General features: G+C 45.2%; 17 protein-coding genes, 1 tRNA gene and 1 pseudogene. 5 read left to right on the plus strand and 14 right to left on the minus strand.

Annotated elements, in window-relative coordinates:
- The 7 genes from IM475_RS16250 to IM475_RS16280 all read right to left on the minus strand — a co-directional run.
- Window positions 1-1614 (minus strand): tetratricopeptide repeat protein (locus tag IM475_RS16250; RefSeq protein WP_353737457.1); only part of this gene is annotated, 1614 nt, incomplete at its 3' end.
- Window positions 1615-2019, minus strand: a complete 405-nt coding sequence (locus IM475_RS16255; RefSeq protein ID WP_287728269.1) for a hypothetical protein — start codon at window positions 2017-2019, stop codon at window positions 1615-1617. It abuts the gene before it with no gap.
- Window positions 2020-2239: 220 nt separating this feature from the next.
- A complete protein-coding gene (locus IM475_RS16260) occupies window positions 2240-2896 on the minus strand; it encodes a class I SAM-dependent methyltransferase (protein WP_002756909.1) in 657 nt (218 codons plus the stop codon).
- A gap of 100 nt (window positions 2897-2996) precedes the next feature.
- Window positions 2997-3350: a DUF1257 domain-containing protein gene (locus IM475_RS16265; RefSeq protein WP_002731874.1), complete on the minus strand. Its 354-nt coding sequence runs from the start codon at window positions 3348-3350 to the stop codon at window positions 2997-2999.
- 134 nt (window positions 3351-3484) lie between these two features.
- A complete protein-coding gene (gene ycf46, locus IM475_RS16270; RefSeq protein ID WP_287660215.1) occupies window positions 3485-4996 on the minus strand; it encodes a stress-responsive protein Ycf46 in 1512 nt (503 codons plus the stop codon).
- 79 nt (window positions 4997-5075) lie between these two features.
- Window positions 5076-5426: a slr0373 family blue light stress response protein gene (locus tag IM475_RS16275; RefSeq protein WP_287660214.1), complete on the minus strand. Its 351-nt coding sequence runs from the start codon at window positions 5424-5426 to the stop codon at window positions 5076-5078.
- A 276-nt stretch (window positions 5427-5702) separates the two neighbouring features.
- Window positions 5703-6458: an amino acid ABC transporter ATP-binding protein gene (locus IM475_RS16280; RefSeq protein WP_002756916.1), complete on the minus strand. Its 756-nt coding sequence runs from the start codon at window positions 6456-6458 to the stop codon at window positions 5703-5705.
- Between the two features lie 202 nt (window positions 6459-6660).
- Here IM475_RS16280 and IM475_RS16285 point away from each other — a divergent pair, with 202 nt between their 5' ends.
- Window positions 6661-8172, plus strand: coding sequence for an ABC transporter permease subunit (locus IM475_RS16285; protein ID WP_287660212.1), 1512 nt, complete (start codon window positions 6661-6663; stop codon window positions 8170-8172).
- 234 nt (window positions 8173-8406) lie between these two features.
- Here IM475_RS16285 and IM475_RS16290 read toward each other — a convergent pair whose 3' ends face one another.
- The 4 genes from IM475_RS16290 to IM475_RS16305 form a co-directional block, all read right to left on the minus strand.
- The gene (locus IM475_RS16290) at window positions 8407-8892 is read right to left on the minus strand and encodes a hypothetical protein (protein WP_287660211.1); all 486 of its coding nucleotides are present in this window, start codon (window positions 8890-8892) and stop codon (window positions 8407-8409) included.
- A 7-nt stretch (window positions 8893-8899) separates the two neighbouring features.
- Entirely contained in the window at window positions 8900-9700 is an 801-nt protein-coding gene (thiD, locus tag IM475_RS16295) for a bifunctional hydroxymethylpyrimidine kinase/phosphomethylpyrimidine kinase (RefSeq protein ID WP_287728272.1), read from the minus strand.
- Between the two features lie 6 nt (window positions 9701-9706).
- Window positions 9707-10954, minus strand: a complete 1248-nt coding sequence (gene ftsZ / locus IM475_RS16300; protein ID WP_287169099.1) for a cell division protein FtsZ — start codon at window positions 10952-10954, stop codon at window positions 9707-9709.
- Window positions 10955-11146: 192 nt separating this feature from the next.
- Window positions 11147-11968: a cell division protein FtsQ/DivIB gene (locus IM475_RS16305; protein WP_287728275.1), complete on the minus strand. Its 822-nt coding sequence runs from the start codon at window positions 11966-11968 to the stop codon at window positions 11147-11149.
- Between the two features lie 245 nt (window positions 11969-12213).
- Here IM475_RS16305 and ctpC point away from each other — a divergent pair, with 245 nt between their 5' ends.
- Window positions 12214-13506 carry a carboxyl-terminal processing protease CtpC gene (ctpC, locus tag IM475_RS16310; RefSeq protein ID WP_287728277.1) on the plus strand — a complete coding sequence of 431 codons (1293 nt, stop codon included), beginning with the start codon at window positions 12214-12216 and terminating at the stop codon, window positions 13504-13506.
- On the opposite strand, the gene IM475_RS16315 is transcribed toward ctpC, so the two are convergent.
- The gene (locus tag IM475_RS16315; protein ID WP_194015333.1) at window positions 13496-13681 is read right to left on the minus strand and encodes a hypothetical protein; all 186 of its coding nucleotides are present in this window, start codon (window positions 13679-13681) and stop codon (window positions 13496-13498) included. The two genes, ctpC and IM475_RS16315, sit on opposite strands and share 11 nt — an antisense overlap.
- 126 nt (window positions 13682-13807) lie before the next feature.
- Here IM475_RS16315 and IM475_RS16320 point away from each other — a divergent pair.
- A tRNA-Gln gene (locus IM475_RS16320) sits at window positions 13808-13880 on the plus strand.
- Window position 13881: 1 nt separating this feature from the next.
- On the opposite strand, the gene IM475_RS16325 is transcribed toward IM475_RS16320, so the two are convergent.
- Window positions 13882-14931: an AI-2E family transporter gene (locus IM475_RS16325; RefSeq protein ID WP_287660205.1), complete on the minus strand. Its 1050-nt coding sequence runs from the start codon at window positions 14929-14931 to the stop codon at window positions 13882-13884.
- Window positions 14932-14996: 65 nt separating this feature from the next.
- Between IM475_RS16325 and IM475_RS16330 the strand changes: the two genes are divergently transcribed.
- Window positions 14997-15239 carry a hypothetical protein gene (locus tag IM475_RS16330; RefSeq protein ID WP_287728278.1) on the plus strand — a complete coding sequence of 81 codons (243 nt, stop codon included), beginning with the start codon at window positions 14997-14999 and terminating at the stop codon, window positions 15237-15239.
- A 541-nt stretch (window positions 15240-15780) separates the two neighbouring features.
- A pseudogene (locus IM475_RS16335) lies at window positions 15781-16113 on the plus strand (transposase family protein); the annotation flags it as partial.
- A 354-nt stretch (window positions 16114-16467) separates the two neighbouring features.
- Here the strand turns inward: IM475_RS16335 and IM475_RS16340 are convergent.
- The coding region (locus tag IM475_RS16340; protein WP_287728280.1) for a bluetail domain-containing putative surface protein at window positions 16468-17338 on the minus strand (871 nt) is incomplete at its 5' end.

Raw genomic sequence — 17338 nt, forward strand, 5'->3', positions numbered from 1 at the left:
CGCTTCACCCCCCCGATCACCGATTTCCCGTTTGATTGCTAAGGACTGTTGATGAAACTCGATCGCTTTTTGGTATTCTCCTAGTAAACCGTAAACAATGCCTAAATTATCGTAGGAATTCGCTTCACCCCCCCGATCACCGATTTCGCGTGTGATTGCTAAGGACTGTTGATGAAACTCGATCGCTTTTTGGTATTCTCCTAGGGAATTGTAAACATTGCCTAAACTGGTGAGGGATGCGGCATAATTCCAGTTGGTTTGCTCCTCCTGTTGTTGGTAAACAGTGACTAATTCAAGGTAATAATCCGCTAGGGTTTGATAATACCCCCGTCGGGTGAGAAAATCCTCGATAGTACGGAGAATATCAAAAGCATTGTCGTACTCGGTTAACTGATAGCGATGATAGAAAATTTCTAGGTAAGGTTGCACATCGTTGAGGATTTCCCAAGAGTCGGGTTGAGCAATAGAAAGATAATAGGCGATCGCTTTTTGGTGTAATTCCCTTTGATCGCCGGCTTTGTATTGTGCATATTCCCAAACTAAAGGCTGAAAACTAAAAATTCGCTGGCGATTTTCCTCTTTTTCTTCTAATAATGATCGTCGCTGTAATTCTCGCAAATCTGCCGTGATCTCGGATAGTGCGATCTCTGGGTAATTATCCATCACCGCTTTGGCTGCCGGAGAATCAAATTCTCGGCGATAAATGCTGGTTTTAGTGAATAATTCCTGCTGTCTTTGGCTAAGTCGCTGAAAACTAGCATCTAAAACTAAAGCAATTCCCACTGTCTCTTGACGATGACTCCCCACCACCTGCGGATCGCTCAAAAGTTGCGATAAATTTCCTAATCCTAAATCCGCTAACCTTTCTAAACTGGGGTTTTGCGGAAATTCTGCTAAGATTAAATCCGCCACCAATCGCAGGAGTAATGGATGACCATCCACCCGTCGAGAAAAGTTCTCTAGATCCCCTGTTATTTGCGATTCCGCTAACAATTGCGCCCCTTCAGGAGGTTTCAAACCTTTTAGCTCAATCCAATGGTTAAAACCCCTAGTTTTTGGCTTTTCTCTGGTGGTGACTATAATTTTGCTGGTGTCACCTTTTTCTATCCAAGCAGTGAAAAACTGCTGATAAAATTCATTATTCCAAGAACCATCTTCCCCTAATAAACTCTCTAGATTATCGATAATAATTAGGTGGCGATGGCGTTGCAATTGTCTGATTAAAGCTTCCTGTAAATCTATTTCTTTTTCGGGGACAGGATAACCAAAGTCCGTCAGGATTTGGCGAGCTAAACCACTAAATCCGCCCAGATTTCCCGCTTCCCACCAAAAGCGTTTTGGGAATAAATCTTCATCATCCCCTAGGGAAGGATCGAGGGGAATTTCCTCCTCAAAAATTTTACTGGCTAGGGTAGATTTTCCAATTCCTCCAACTCCTTTGATGCCAATCATCGCAACATTTTGATCATTAAACCACTGCTTAATTTGGGTGATTTCCTCCTCTCTTCCCTGCCAATAGACGAGACTTTTTCGAGCATTTCCTCCCTTGAAAATACTCCTTTGACTACTGCGATTATTTTCTATTGCGTCTGCTTTTGCGTGCAGAGCCGCCAGTCATTCAGGAGGGATTCCTAGATTTAAATTACCCTTAACTTCTTGAATGTTTAATTGTTGTTTAATATCTTTGTTAATTTGCATACCAATTTGAGTTTTCGTTTCTGTTTGATTCTGATTAATTGTCATAATTTGTTGTGCTAGGATTTGGATTTCTTGGGCAAAATTGGGGTCTTTGAGCATTTCTACCTGTAAAAAAGGAACCACTTGCTGTTCAATCATCGCCTCGGATTTAGTTTGTTCGGCTGCCGCTAAAACCTTGGCTGCGGTGGGTTCCTTTTGTAACTTTTGCTTAATTTTTTGCCACAATTCTACACCTTTATCCATTGCTCCTTCCGTTAATTTACCGATAACAGCTTCAAAGGCGATTTTAGCGATTTCGGCGGCGGCTAATTCGGCTAACATAATTATCAATCGGGGGAATTTTTCGCCATTCTAGCACAACTATTTGGGGATGAAATTGCTTCTCCTCTCCCATTTGTCTCCTGGCAAGGTTCTAAGCTGTACTGCATCTAAACTGCATATTAGAAATATTACTACAAATGCTTAGAATTCCTCTCTCCAGGCTCCCTTCCCATAGACAGTCTTAACGAGCAATTTAGATAGTCAACCTACTTAACGATGACTATAATCCTAGAGAGGATTCTTTTTTTCCTATCACTGCATAGAAGGGATCAGCAACCATAATTCCTAACATTTGTAGGAAACTGGGGGTAGTAGCAGGACGAACGATCGCCTGTACTTCCCTAAATCCTGCCACCGATTTAAAATAGGATTTCACTAACGCTACCCGGCCTAAATCGCTATTATCGCGCCAAGCAGCGATCGCTTTTTGGTAAAACATCCGATTGGAAAAACTGACCACCACCAGACCATTAGGCTTTAAAATACGATACAGTTCCGCAAAAATCGCCTCTGGATACTGCAAATACTGCACCGACACCGTGATTAACACCGCATCAAAAGAACTATCCCCTAGGGGCAATTTTGGCTGTGCATTCAGGTCCTGGACAAAATAACTATGCAAGCGGGGATTTTTGGCTAACTCCTCCCCATTCATCCCGTGACCTTCGATATGCTCAAATTCCATCTCCTCCGGTAAATGGGACACCCAGCTGCTCATCAGGTCTAAAATGCGCGTATTCGGCGATAATATCTCTCGGTAGAGAGCGGTTAATCGATCGATAAAACCCTCATCCACGTGGGTGACGAAGCGGGGAAAAGCATAAAAATCGCTGTCTTTGGTCGGATCGAGTTTAGTTCTTTCTTCGGGTCGGAGCATTTTTGTCAAGTTAATTTTACTATTCTTAACATACCCCACAGACAGAAAAAAGGGTTAACCGAACTGGTCAACCCCTAGGCTTGGGAACGCGCTGTAAATCTTAGCTTTGAACGACTAGCTTAACGTTAGCGTTTTGCAGACCGCGCTGTTTCACTTCGGATAGGGTTTTGTTCACAGCGTATTTTTGGTTGATCGAGTTGATCAATTCGGTTTGATTGTGTTTTTTGGCCACACCCCAGAGGTCAGCGATTAAATCGAAACTGCCGTCGGTATTGCGGGACCAACCGAGATCATATTCGCCATCGAGAACAGCAACGATGTCGGAGCGAACCCGTTGACCGTTGTAACCACGAACATCAGCTTCGGTTTTTACGCTAATACCGAGGTCGCGGAGAGAAGCTTTGAGGATTTCGGCATCGGTGATTTTGGTCCGGAGAGTGCTAAAATGAGACATTGGAATTTCCTCTTTGTAGATAAGAATCAACAACAACAGATTGAGAGTTAAAGAGTGCCGCCAAGCGGCTTTGCGAGGCATTGCTAGTCCCTGAGAACTAGCCTTTCATCCCGTTGGGAGCGGGCGAAAGTCTGTTAGAACTCCAATCGCTGGTACTCAGCGACGGAGGCCGAAGCAGGTCGGGCGCGTTGTCTGGCCCAATCACGCAGGGCCGTCACCTGTTCGGTCATGGTGCGAGATAGGGGCAGAGTCGCCTTAATCGCCGCAATAATGTCCAATTGCGTGAATTCGCGATCTTGGGCGAAGGCCTCATACATGGCGGCAATCAGCGCCTGTTCTATTTCCGCACCGGAAAACCCATCGGATACCTTGGCTAACTGCTCCAAATCGAAGCGAGAAATGTCGGAGCGTCGTTTAGTCAGGTGAATATTAAAGATATCTTGTCTTTCTTCGGAATTGGGCAAATCGACAAAGAAGATTTCATCGAAGCGCCCCTTACGGAGAAATTCCCCCGGTAGCCGTTCAATCCGGTTAGCTGTGGCCATAACGAAGACGGGCGAGGTTTTTTCCTGCATCCAAGTCAGGAAGGAGCCGAAGATGCGGCTAGAGGTTCCCCCATCGGAATCGGCGGATCCCGTGCCACCAGCAAAAGCTTTATCTAATTCATCGATGAAAAGAATGGCCGGAGAGATGGATTCGGCAGTTTTTAAGGCATTACGCAGGTTAGCCTCAGACCGTCCCACCATGGAACCATCGTAAACCCTTCCCATATCTAAGCGCAGGAGCGGTAAACTCCAGAGGCGCGAGGTGGTTTTAGCGATTAAGGACTTACCACAGCCCGGTACTCCTAAAATTAGCATCCCTTTCGGTTGGGGGAGTCCGTAACCTCTGGCTCTTTCTGTAAAGGCGTTTGAGCGCTGTTTTAACCATTTTTTTAATTCTTCCAGACCGCCGACGGCATTGATGGTCTCGTCCTCTTCAACGTATTCTAAAATTCCGTTGCGGCGAATCAGTTGTTTTTTCTCGGAAAGGACGATTTCTACCTCGTCTTCCGTCAATTTGTTTGCTTTTACATGGGCTTTGCGGTAAACTTTTTCGGCTTCATCTTTGGTTAAGCCTAAGGCCGCTTTCAGGAGTTTTTCCCGGACTTCCGTGGTGGTACGACGATTTTGATTTTTGCCTAGGTGTTGCGAGAGTACCGTATCTAACTCTCCCATGTCCGGCAGGGGAAAATCTAGAACTACTACGTCTTTCTCTAGTTCTATGGGGACTTCTTGCAGGGGAGACATTAAAATAATGATTTTTTCGGTTCCTTTAAAGCTGGCGATCGCATCTCTTAACCAGCGATTGACCGGAGCGGAAGTGATGAACGGATGCAGGTCTTTGAAGATGTAGATGCCCGCTTCCCGTTGACGCACTACCCATTCGATCGCCGCTTCCGGCGACACGGTATTATGTTGACTGGTTTGGCGCGGTTGACCCAGTTCGATCATGCCGTGGGTGACAGTCCAGACAAACACCCGTCGATGTTGTGTATTTAGTTGGGCTATTTTGCTGATGGCTTCTTCCGCCCTTTCCTCCTCGGAGGTGACGAGGTAAATCAGGGGATACTGAGCCTTGACGAGAATTTCTAGCTCTTCTTTCATAACATCGACCCTATTTGTGGTAACGGTTTAGACCTTGGGCGGCTGATGGCTGTAGATGCCTTGTTCGGCTACTGAGAGTTTAGCAGGGAACTAAGGCTGCTTCTCCCTCTGCGGTTGCTTGGGCGCCGACGGGTTCGGGAACTTCGAGCGGGAACTCGTCGCCGACTATTCCGGGCTGGCGTTTGATCGACCTTAGCCGATCTTCTTTCATTACTAAGGCGGCATCACACTCGGGACATACATGAACCTGATAGGTTTTGCCATAGGCGGTGGCTTCGATTTCTTCTACCTTTTCGGGGTATTTTAGGTAGAAAGCGATCGCTTTTTCCACCAGCCCTGACATCGATTCTTCATCGATCGCAGCCCTTATTTTTAGTTGACGATGGACTCCAGGGGGAAGGTACAGTGTGACTTTTTGCTTGTCTTGCATATCACTAAATTGGTTTACCCGGGTATGTGTCCTTACTATAACCACTGTCTTTCCCTCCTGTCAAGATGGTAAGCTGTTATAACAGCATAATTGTAACATTTCTTTACAATTGTTGGGGAAGTGGGGTGATGGGGGTGATGGGGAGGGGGAATTATGAATTATGAATTATGAATTGGGGAGGTGGGGAAGTGAGGAAATTGAACTAAAACCCCAAAACCCCAACCCCCAACACCTAAAACCTGTCTCCTGTCTCCTGTCTCCTGAATTGAGCAAACCCTAATTACTATTGATACGACTTAAAAAGGCTTGTAGGCGCTCGCTGTGGGGATGATTAAAGAAGGTGTCGGGATCGCCTGCTTCTTCGATGACACCTTGATTGAAGAACAAAACCTTGTTAGAGACCTCCTTAGCGAACTGCATTTCGTGGGTGACGACTACCATAGTCATCCCCTCATCGGCCAATTGACGCATAACGTTTAACACTTCCCCGACTAATTCTGGATCCAGGGCTGAAGTGGGTTCATCAAATAAAATCACCTCTGGTTTCATGCAGAGACTGCGAGCGATCGCCACCCGTTGTTTTTGTCCTCCCGATAATTGGTCGGGATAAACATCGGCTTTTGGGGCCAATCCCACCTTTTCCAGATAATGAATTGCGGTCTCTTTAGCCTCATTTTCCGAGTGGTGTAACACTTGCTTGGGGGCTAACACCAAGTTTTGTAAAACGGTGAGATGGGGAAAAAGATTAAAGTGTTGAAACACCATACTTACCCGGCTGCGTAAGTTGCGGAGGACCGATTGATTTAACTTCGGGGAAGAGATGTCAATTCCCATCACCTCCAAGCGGCCGCCGTTAATTGTTTCCAAACGATTGAGACAGCGTAAAAAGGTACTTTTGCCGCAGCCAGAGGGACCGATTACCGATACCACATCCCCTTGATAAAGAGTGCCTGTAACTCCTTTAAGTACCTCTAAAGAGCCGTAACTTTTGCGTAAACCTTCACTGACAATCACAGGGGTGGTAGTGGTCATGATATCCTCTCGTAAAAAATTTTACATTCTGTCTGTACAAAGGTATCGAGATTAGTTTCTGCCAGATTGTATCCTTGACGACATTTTATCAAGAGGAATAATCATAATACTCAAATAGTCTCTCTACATCTGTCTTGGGTGGAAAGTAGGACGAAATTACTAACTTAGTTGAGCGAAAAAATCAAGGAGAAACAATTAAAAAATGATTAAATTTTGGCGAGGGCGGGCGGTGCAGAGAGTCATCTTTGCCTTGTTAGGATTAGTCTTGGCGCTCGGATTAAGTGTTATTCCGGCTTTTTCTCAGACCCCTCCTAATCCTTTTCGAGTCGCCACAGAAGCGACTTTTCCGCCCTTTGAATTTCAACAAGGGGGACAATTAACCGGGTTTGATATCGATTTAATGCGGGCGATTGGCAAGGAAGCCGATCTCAACATTGACTTTAGAAATTTACCCTTTGATGGCATTATTCCGGCTCTACAAGCGAGAACAGTGGAAGCCGCTATTAGTGGTATGACCATCACCGCCGAACGCGCCCAAGCGATTTCTTTTTCTCGACCTTATTTTAGGGCTGGTTTAGCGATCGCTGTTCGGGAAGATAATAAAACGATTAAAAATTTTGAAGACTTAAAAGGCAAAAGAATTGCCGTCCAAATTGGCACTACGGGAGCCTTAGAAGCGACAAAAATACCTGGAGCAGTGGTTAGTCAATTTGACTCGGCGGCTTTAGCTTTGCAGGAATTAATTAATGGTCGAGTTGAGGCGGTAGTTAACGATAAACCCGTGACTTTGTATGCAATTAAACAAGCGGGTTTAAGGAGAGTAAAAGTAGTCGGAGAATTATTAACGGAGGAATTCTACGGGATTGCTTTACCCAAAAATTCCCCCTATCTCCAGTTAATTAATGATGCTCTCGGTCGAGTCATAGAAAGTGGTCAGTACGATGCTATTTTTCGGCAGTGGTTTGGAGAAAAACCGCCAGAATTACCCTTAGTTGCCCCAGCTTTAAATAATTTACAGGAATCAAGTTTTAACTGGGGAGAATTATTCTATAACCTGATTGTGAAAGGGGTTCCCTGGACAATTCTGTTAACAGTTCTGTCTTTTCTTTTCGGGTTAATCGGCGGAACTTTAGTGGCCATTGCCCTGATTTCTCCCTACAAATGGTTAAAAACAATTTGCCGCATCTATGTGGATTTCTTTCGGGGAACACCGATGCTGGTGCAATTATTCTTGATCTATTTTGGTTTGCCCGGGTTGTTCCGAGAAATTGGCTTAAATATCGACTTAGATCGTTTACCTGCGGCCCTATTTGCCCTAAGTTTAAATGTAGCAGCCTATTTAGCTGAAATTATGCGCGGCGGTATTCAATCGATCGATAATGGTCAATGGGAAGCTTGTTCTAGTTTAGGAATGTCGCCGGTGCAAACCATGCGCGAGGTGATTTTTCCCCAAGCTTTTCGCCGGATGTTGCCACCGTTGGGGAATGAATTTATCACCCTCATTAAAGATACCAGTTTAGCGGCAGTAATCGGTTTTGAAGAATTATTCCGGCAAGGTCAGTTAATGGTAGCCACTACCTATAAAGCTTTCGAGATTTATATCGCCGTTGCTTTGGTTTATTTGGTTTTAACTACCCTTTCCTCCGTGGTATTTAAGCGCTTAGAGATTTACATGGATCCCCTACATAAATCTAAACAGGAGCAGAAAGCCTAGGGGCAACAGATGGGAACTGATAGTAAACGTCGTGCTTTGCTTACCTCATAAGCGATTAAAGGTAGCAAAAAAAGAATTAGATTCGGAGAATGAATCAGCCCTACCAAAACCCCGGAGCGCATTAGCTTTTCGGTGGGATGCTTACAGCCAGCTGCTGATATATCCGTAATAATTTAAGAGTTACTAATAATTGCTGATTGTCGGTATTTCTGCAAATGTGAGATCACCCGTAAATCAGTCGGTCGAACCCGCGTTTCTAGAGGCAGAAATAAGCCAAAAAGCCCCTAAACCAGAGGTAAGAACCATGATAATAATTAACCCGACCAGTAACCAACTATTTTTAGAAAATGGCTGTTTTGAAGCAGTAACGGTGATAGGAGGGGTGACTAAGACTTCTTCCTTAACCCGCAGCGAAGGAGAGGGAGGTGTAACCAGACGGGGACGAACCCGGACCAAGAAGGAGGGTTCCTCGATGGGATTCCTCTCAAAACTCTCTACCACTTTTTCTAATCTTCTTCCCTGAGCAACTACTGTCTCGATTTCCTGACGTAATTGCCGATTACTCTTGACAAGTTGCTGGTTTTGTGTTTCTAGAAATTCCACCCGTACCTGGGTGGCCTGTAATTCTTTGACCAATTCTCGATAGACCGAGAGGGGAACCGAGGGGCGACTGGTGAAACCCTGGGGTCTTTGGGGGGAAATACGCGGCGTAGTGGTCATGAATCGACTAATTTAGGGCTTTTAAGCGGTAAAAATGGCCCACAGGACCGGTTCCTTGACCGATGGCGAGGGAATGCTCAAGGGCGTTAGTAACGTACTCCTTGGCTTTTTTCACCGCTATTTTTAGGTCATCACCCAAAGCGAGGTTAGCAGCGATCGCTGCCGATAGGGTACAACCAGTCCCGTGAGTATTATTGGTTTCGACGCTTCTGGTCTTAAAAGTTTCCCATTCCTGCCCATCAAAGTAGATATCAACCCCACGCAGCTGGCCTTTCATGCCGCCACCTTTGACTAATACTGGTGTGGCCGACTTCTGGAAAATAATTGCGGCGGCCGCTTTCATCGCCTCAAAATCATTGATCTCGATGCCACTTAAAAGCTGCGCTTCGTAACGATTAGGGGTAATAATCGAAGCCAGAGGAATTAAACTATTAAAAAGACTATCTAAAGCTCGATCATCAATTAATTTGGCTCCTACCCGCGAAACCATAACCGGATCCACCACTAAACTGGTCAAACGCCAGCGCTCGATCGCCTCGGCCACTGCTTCGATAATCTCGCTGCTGAACAGCATTCCTGTCTTGACCGCTTGCACACCCAGATCCCCGACCACGGCATCGATTTGGGCTGTTACCATTTCTGGACTTAAGGACTCGACGCGCTCGACCCCCAGGGTATTTTGGGCGGTAATGCAGGTAAGGGCGCTGGTGCCGTGAACTCGGTGGAAGGCGAAGGTTTTCAAATCCGCTTGAATTCCCGCGCCGCCACCACTATCGGAACCGGCGATGGTGAGGGCAATGGCAGTCATAGGAGGTTAGCGATCAAAAGGACGACGACGTTGCAAGAATTCGGGGATATCTAATCCCGCCGGTTTTGGTGGTTCGGGAGTCGGGGCCGGACTGGGTGCGGGGGCATTGATCACCACCTTGCTACCGGTGGGACGAGAGGGGGAATCGCCGGAAAAACCGGTGGCAATGACGGTAATTCTGACTTCTCCCTGCATTTTCTCGTCAATTACTGCCCCGAAGATGATATTAGCGTTGGGATCCACCACTTCATAGATAATTTCGGCGGCGGCATTGACTTCGTGTAGGGTTAGATCTTGACCGCCGGTGATGTTAAAGACTACGCCTTTCGCACCTTCGATCGAGGATTCCAGTAACGGCGAGGAAATAGCAGCGATCGCTCCTTCCTTAGCCCGAGATTTTCCAGAACCGATGCCGATGCCCATTAGGGCTGAACCCGCATCGGCCATCACTGCCCGCACATCAGCGAAATCCACATTCACCAGACCGGGGATAGTGATAATATCCGAGATCCCCTGTACCCCTTGCCGCAGCACATCATCAGCGACGCGAAAAGCCTCCTGTAGGGGAGTTTCGGCGGGTATTACCTGTAATAACTGGTTATTGGGGATAATAATCAGGGTATCGACCCGACTTTGTAAACCACCCACCCCTTCATCGGCCTGATTAGTGCGACGACGACCCTCGAAGGTAAAGGGACGAGTCACAACTCCCACGGTCAAACAGCCGATTTCTTTGGCAATTTCGGCCACAATTGGAGCAGCCCCCGTTCCCGTGCCGCCGCCCATGCCGGCGGTAATAAAGACTAGATCGGTTCCTTCCAATGCTTGGGCGATTTCATCCCGGGATTCTTCCGCCGCTTTCTGTCCGATGGCCGGATTGCCGCCCGCCCCTAGGCCGCGGGTTAATTTTGTCCCGATTTGTAACCTTTGGGGGGCGGAGGAGTGGGCCAGGGCCTGGGCGTCGGTGTTAATTGCCCAAAATTCGATTCCGGTCACGCCGCTGGCGATCATGCGGTTAACGGCGTTACAGCCCCCACCGCCGACCCCGATCACCTTGATCTTGGCGACATTGCTCGGCACGATGCGATTACTACGACTTTCTTCTCGGGGTGTCATCTGTGATTCATGGGGACGAGTAAATAATACTCCAGCATTATTCTGAGAGTAATGATTATCTTCGCTCATAGCTGAACTGGCATAATCGTTACTGTTCAGATTGGGATAGGTGGAAACAATTTCATTAATCGATGTCATTGGAATTGGAACACTTTTAGTACAAGATTCTGTTATTGATTTGGTGAATCAGAGATGCACTGTTAACACTATCACTAATATTATGTCGGTTCCAGTATCTACAGTATCAGTTTCTGGTTCATAAAATCATAATTTGGTTTTTTTGCCAATACCTAAAGGGAATAATTGCGTTTTTTTGCTGATAAATTCCAGTTAATCCCGACCGGTTGCCGCTACTTTGGCAACCATAGGGGCTGGCTGCGGTTTTAATTGTACAGTGGGAGCATCGGGATTGCTCAGGTCAATGTAGAGAATTCGCGCTAGAGGTATCTTGGATGACAATGGCCGTGATTGTACAAGAGCGGTTAATTTTTCGGGCAATCTATCTTTATAAAAACCTAAATAGACCTGTCCCAGTTCAGTTTTTAGTACAAGATTACTAGGATTGCGCCAATCGATGGCGGTAACTTTAATCGATAAGTTATCAATTAAGGGATAAATTTTTTGCCACTGTTGTTGATATTGTCGGTCGTAACCAAGCACTTCTAGGCTAGGTAATTGGCTTTTGGGCAGAGTTCGACCATAATAGTTTTGAGGAATTATCGTTCCCGAGGCATCTAAAAAGCCTTGCTGTTGATGAGAACGCCAACGGGCAACAGGTTTTCTTTCTTGAATAGAAACAATCACTTTCGGGGGTAATAATTGCCGCTCGATCTTAACGTCGGCAATAGCGGGAATAGCCGCTAATTTTTCTCGCAATTGATGGGTGGGTAATTCCCAGAGAGACAGGGGATAGTTTAATTTCAGCCAAGCACGAATCGACTCGGGCGACATTAATTCTGTGCCTTCGATTTCCACCTGTCTGGCCTTGGTAATTGTCCAATAGGGCGAAGTCATCCCCCAAGCTAATCCCGTCGCTAAACCACTAACCACCAGAAAGCGGCCCAGGGCTTGCCACACCTTTGAGCGCCTTTGGTGGCGCAGGTTTTGTCGTTTTTGTTCCAGGGAGAGGGAAGAAAGGATTTGATCGCTCATAGAGAAAATCCGGGACAGTTTTGCTGTTATCTTAGGTCGCGAGGTGGGCTGCTGGCAACTCGATCGCTACCCAAGTAATCAGTTTGACAAAGAAAGAGATAATAAATGTTATAACAGTAGTAGTCTACAGGCGTTCTTTTGTCTGTCTCCAGGAAACCTAAACGCTCCTTTTTGCCAAGATATTTCGACGGTCAGCCAGAAAGAGCGTTCCGGCAAGAACAGCCTAATTTATCTGAAAATTACCTATGGTTATCAACAAACGCGGACTTGTTCTCGGTGCTACAGCAGTGGTCCTGTCTACCGTCGCCGTCACGGGGGCGGGATTCCGTCTCTCTCAAAGTCAAGCTTTTTTTCAGGAAAGTCCCAAGGAAACCGTTGATGAGGTTTGGCAGATCATCAACCGCACTTACTTAGATGGCACTTTTAATCAATCGGACTGGAACGCCATCCGCAATCAGTATTTAAATCGTTCCTACAAAAATCAAGAGGAAGCATACACCGCTATCCGCGAGATGTTGAAAACTCTCAATGATCCCTATACCCGTTTTATGGATCCCAAAGAGTTTAACAATATGAAGATCGATACATCGGGAGAATTGACTGGGGTAGGGATTCAATTGACCAAAGATGAGAAAACTAAGCAGTTAGTCGTGGTTTCACCCATTGAAGATACTCCCGCTTCTAAAGCTGGTGTGCTGCCTAAAGATGTGATTATCGCTATCGATGGTAAATCTACCGAAGGCATGGAATTGGAGCAAGCGGTGAGCATGATCCGCGGCAAAGTGGGGACAAGCGTTAAGATCACGATTCAACGGGGTGAGGAGAAGAAAGAATTGACTCTTACCCGGGCCAAAATTGAAATTCACCCGGTGCGCGCCCACACGGAAAACACCCCGATTGGTAAAGTCGGTTATATCCGTCTTAATCAATTTAGCGCCCAAGCTAGTGGCGATATGAGTCAAGCGATTCGCGAATTGGAAGCTGAAGAGGTGAAGGGTTATATTCTCGATCTGCGTTCTAACCCCGGCGGTTTACTCTACGCCAGCATCGAAATCGCTCGGATGTGGATACCTGATGGTTTAATTGTCTCTACGGTCGACCGCAAAGGGGTGACGGAACGTCAACGGGCCAACAATCAAGCTTTGACTAATAAACCGCTAGTCGTCCTCGTCGATGGTGGTTCCGCCAGTGCCAGTGAAATTCTCTCCGGAGCTTTACAGGATCATGATCGGGCGGTTATTGTCGGTACGAAAACCTTTGGTAAGGGATTAGTGCAATCGGTACGCAGTCTTAGTGACGGTTCCGGATTAGCGGTGACAATTGCCAAGTATCTCACCCCCGACGGACGGGACATCAATAAAGATGGTATTCATCCGGATGTGGAGTCGGAACTGAGCGAGGAAGATCGCAAAAATCTTCAACAGGAACGGGATCAGGTGGGAACCTTCCAGGATCCTCAATTCAAGAAGGGTTTTGAAATCTTGGAAAAAGAAATCACTGAAGGCAAGAAAACGCCCACCAATACCGCTAAACAATAGGTTGACATTTGCCCGCTCGAATTAAACCCACCCGACGGGCGATCGCTTCTCCCCGCTCGGCAAAAGGACCCCAGTATTGACCATTGACTGGGGTTTTTCCGTTTTCTAGGGCTATAATCTGACAAATTCCGGTATTTTCCTGGACAATGTACCAGTTTTGTCCGCTATTATCCATAGATTTTTCTCCTTAATCCCTCTATTCCCTTGTTTATAGCGTCTCTCAATCCCGAAGTAAAAAATTTTTATCAACTTCTTGACAAAACCGGGGAGATAAATGCTAATATTAAAAAGGTCTGTCCAATGGGGATTAGCCAAGCGGTAAGGCAGCGGGTTTTGGTCCCGCCATTTCCTAGGTTCGAATCCTAGATCCCCAGTCTAGTATTTTTTATTCCCAATCCGCCAATGATCGAGAATATCCTTGATCAAAGCTTCCTTTAGCCAAATACGACCGATAAGCGCCAGGGGAACCGCCAGAAATAGCCCTAAAAAGCCAAAAATCGAGGCAAAAAACAACTGGGCCAACAGGGTAAAAGCGGGTAAGAGCTTGAGCGACTGCACTGTTAAAATGGGCAGCGGTGAATGATGGTCGAAATATTGAATTAACAGATAAATACTGCTGTAGAGTAGTAAAACCGCCCAGGGTTGCCAGGGAGCTTCCAGAAGGGCGATAGAAAAGGGTAAAATCGTGCTTAGAACCGGCCCGAGGTTGGGGATAAAGGTGAGAAATCCTGCCAGAATAGATTGGGAAAAAGCGAGGGGAATGCCGATCAGGGATAGACCTAGGCAACTGCCCAAGGTCATAATCAACATATGACAGAAAATCCCTTTTAGCCAAGCTTTTAAATCTCGATCGCAATCTTCTAGGATCGATCGTACCCGAGGACGGTAGAAAGCGGGAAATAAACGCAGAAAACAACGGTGGTAAGCGGCAGGATCGGCGAGAATCATCAAGCTCAGGGCAACAATTAGCAGTAAGCTGAGGATAATGCCGAAAGTACCGTAAAAAATGCTTAAACCCCGGCCAGCAATTTGGTTAATCAGGGGTTGTAATTGAGCGAGCAGCGTTTTAAAGTCCGGGAAGACACTGGCCAGACTAGGATCGAGATAATCCTCAAGACGATGCACTTGTCCCCAGAGTCTTTCTATAGCTTGGGGTAATAAACTAAATAATTGGCGAAATTGTTGAACTAAAGCGGGTATAATCCCCACAAAAATACCGATAATACCAATAAAGAAGCTAAAAAGAGTGATAATTAGGGCGTGGGAACGTTTGAGGTGATGACGCTGCCACCAAGTCACAGCCAAATTTAAAATCTGAGCTAGAAGAATCGCCATCAATAATAATAAGAGAATCTGTCGAATTTGCCAGAGAATCAACAGACAAAAGACTAACAGGACTAAACCGAAGCTACTGCCAAAAGTCATGATAAGCAAGGAGAAAGGAGAAAGATTCCTAATCAGTTATTGTCCGTCTCCAGAGGGCAAAAACCGTGAGCAGAAAAGGAGTAAAAACCAGAATTAAAGTGTTAAAAGGACTGGGAGTGATCGATAATAAAGGGCCAAGATATTTAATTCCCAGGGAAATCAAAGCCGATATCAAGATTATTTTTATAATAAAGCCGCTCATAGATCAGTTTTTAGGTAACACAAGCACTATCTTATCCCTGAAGAGGGTAAAAATTGGTCAAAATGTGGAAATTATCTGCCATCGGTTTTATAGACCTCTTGCATAATTTTTTTATGGTACGATAGACGGTTTTGCTTTTTTCTCGATTTTTAGATTGGTAATTAGGCACCTCAATAAGCATCGCTTATTGAGGATGATAAAGCTCAAAAGTGCTGAAAACACAGGGTTTTTGAGATACGCAAAAAATAGTTTCTTTGAACTATCGATCATGTTATGTCAATAATAGTCGCTAGAACTTAAGTTTTCCCTAGCTTGTTGAGAATATCCCTTTGCCGAACATTTGTATTGTTTTTGGAGAATTCCTTAACTTATAAGGGTTTCAAGGATTGTCTTTGTCAATAAGGCTTCCTTGTTGCGGTGACTAATTACTTAGATGGAAGTCGAAAAAAGAATAAAATGTGATCTTAGGTCAGGAAATCATCTATACTTTTGCTATATTTATGGCTCTCTTGGGTTTGGTGGGTAAAATGTATTCTAAGATACAGTCTTGCTGGCGAGCGAGTGGAACGAACCACAGAGACACAAAGGACACAAAGATCGATCGCTACTATATAAGTTAAACTTATCACACAAAGAATAAGAGAGCCGGCAGCGGTCATGATTTTAGTTTATTTAAAAAAAGTCGAGTTCGTTTTCATCCTTTAACTCCCAGCATAGAAGACAGTGGTTATCAGGGAATAGCTGCATACCATAGTAATAGTTATACACCGAAAAAGAAACCGAAAAATGGCAAATTAAAGTAGTATAACAAGGCTTTAGCCAAAGAAAGGATTATCATTGAACCTATAAATAGAAAACTCAAAATCTTGAAAATATTATCCTGTAAATATCGGAATCGTCGTCGAAGATATAGTTTAAGAGTTAACTTGTTGACGGCTATTTATAACTGTGAGTTAGGTATAGGTATAGCAACTTCTTAAAAGTTGTCAAACATTAATCTACAAGGAGAATTTATTCTCAATTTTTATAATTGAGATAGTTTGTGCCGCTTAAATAAAGAGGTTTTGATAACCAAATTAAAGCATATCTAAAGAGTTTTGAGTTAAAAGTAAAACTTCAGGTTTTTATTCAGAACGAACATACTAATCAACTTTTTTTGGGTAAAATTAGTTAACCCACCACTATAACATATAATTAATTTGCAAGAGTTCTATTGCACGATTACCTCACTTTCATCATCAAAGACGATTAATTTCACGCTCTGGTTCTTTAGCAATGCCTGCCCTAATTCTATACTAAAAACACTGTTAAAAGGGGAGAATTACCCCATCAATCTAGACAAAGAAACTATTGACCGCAATAGTGCCGAGCGCCGGTAAAGTACCCGTTAACCCAGTAAGATTAATCACCAAATCATTAGCACTTTGGAAACCCGCCGTACCGTCGTTGATAATTAGGTAAGTAGAAGAACTAATGTCCCGCACTAAAACAGCACTGTTAATTCCGAGAGCTTGATTTCCAGCTGTTGCCCCATTAGCATCGGTAAAGACGTTAGTAACAATGGTGTTAATATTGGTCGTGGTGCTATCTGTTGCCCGGGTAAAAGCGACCGGGGCATTAATGGCCGCACCAGATTGACTAAGCAGGTCAATCTTATCAGTACCAATAGCAAAATCCGTAACTCGGTCTAGGGCTGCCGAGGTGGACTGACTAAATTGGAAGATGAAGATGTCTGTCCCCGTCCCACCGGTTAAAGTATCGGTTCCAGCAGCACCATTGAGGGTATTATTGCCACTATTCCCTGTAATCTGGTTATTTAAGGCATTACCCGTGCCATTAAGATTACCAGTACCGGTGAGAAGGAGATTTTCCACGTTGTCGGGAAGGGTATAGGAAAGGGAAGCTTGCACGATATCGGTTCCCTGGTTGAGAGCTTCAATGACCAAATCGCCGGCATCATTTACCGTATAAGTATCGTTTCCGGCTAATCCAGTCATGGCATCTGCTCCAGAAGTACCCACAAGGGTGTCAGGACCAGAAGTACCGATAAAGTCATCATTATTGATGGTTCCCGTGGCAGTAGCAGTGGTAATGGTAGCGCCGTTGGTGGGATTGGAGAGGGTGACGGTAAAGTTTTCGTTCAGTTCTACCGTTGTATCTCCTTGGACATTAACAGTAATTACTTTTGAGGTTTCCCCCGCCGCA

The sequence above is a fragment of the Microcystis sp. M061S2 genome (genome assembly GCF_020245605.1).
In the GTDB taxonomy this organism is placed as follows: Bacteria; Cyanobacteriota; Cyanobacteriia; order Cyanobacteriales; family Microcystaceae; genus Microcystis.

Bases quoted from the DNA above. Each gene is read 5' to 3' on its own strand.
- IM475_RS16285 (WP_287660212.1), top strand. From the start codon at position 6,661: ATGATTAAATTTTGGCGAGGGCGGGCGGTGCAGAGAGTCATCTTTGCC.
- IM475_RS16275 (WP_287660214.1), bottom strand. From the start codon at position 5,426: ATGCAAGACAAGCAAAAAGTCACACTGTACCTTCCCCCTGGAGTCCAT.
- IM475_RS16255 (WP_287728269.1), bottom strand. From the start codon at position 2,019: ATGTTAGCCGAATTAGCCGCCGCCGAAATCGCTAAAATCGCCTTTGAA.
- IM475_RS16280 (WP_002756916.1), bottom strand. From the start codon at position 6,458: ATGACCACTACCACCCCTGTGATTGTCAGTGAAGGTTTACGCAAAAGT.
- IM475_RS16325 (WP_287660205.1), bottom strand. From the start codon at position 14,931: ATGACTTTTGGCAGTAGCTTCGGTTTAGTCCTGTTAGTCTTTTGTCTG.
- ctpC (WP_287728277.1), top strand. From the start codon at position 12,214: ATGGTTATCAACAAACGCGGACTTGTTCTCGGTGCTACAGCAGTGGTC.
- ycf46 (WP_287660215.1), bottom strand. From the start codon at position 4,996: ATGAAAGAAGAGCTAGAAATTCTCGTCAAGGCTCAGTATCCCCTGATT.
- thiD (WP_287728272.1), bottom strand. From the start codon at position 9,700: ATGACTGCCATTGCCCTCACCATCGCCGGTTCCGATAGTGGTGGCGGC.
- IM475_RS16305 (WP_287728275.1), bottom strand. From the start codon at position 11,968: ATGAGCGATCAAATCCTTTCTTCCCTCTCCCTGGAACAAAAACGACAA.
- IM475_RS16315 (WP_194015333.1), bottom strand. From the start codon at position 13,681: ATGGATAATAGCGGACAAAACTGGTACATTGTCCAGGAAAATACCGGA.
- ftsZ (WP_287169099.1), bottom strand. From the start codon at position 10,954: ATGACATCGATTAATGAAATTGTTTCCACCTATCCCAATCTGAACAGT.
- IM475_RS16265 (WP_002731874.1), bottom strand. From the start codon at position 3,350: ATGTCTCATTTTAGCACTCTCCGGACCAAAATCACCGATGCCGAAATC.
- IM475_RS16260 (WP_002756909.1), bottom strand. From the start codon at position 2,896: ATGCTCCGACCCGAAGAAAGAACTAAACTCGATCCGACCAAAGACAGC.
- IM475_RS16290 (WP_287660211.1), bottom strand. From the start codon at position 8,892: ATGACCACTACGCCGCGTATTTCCCCCCAAAGACCCCAGGGTTTCACC.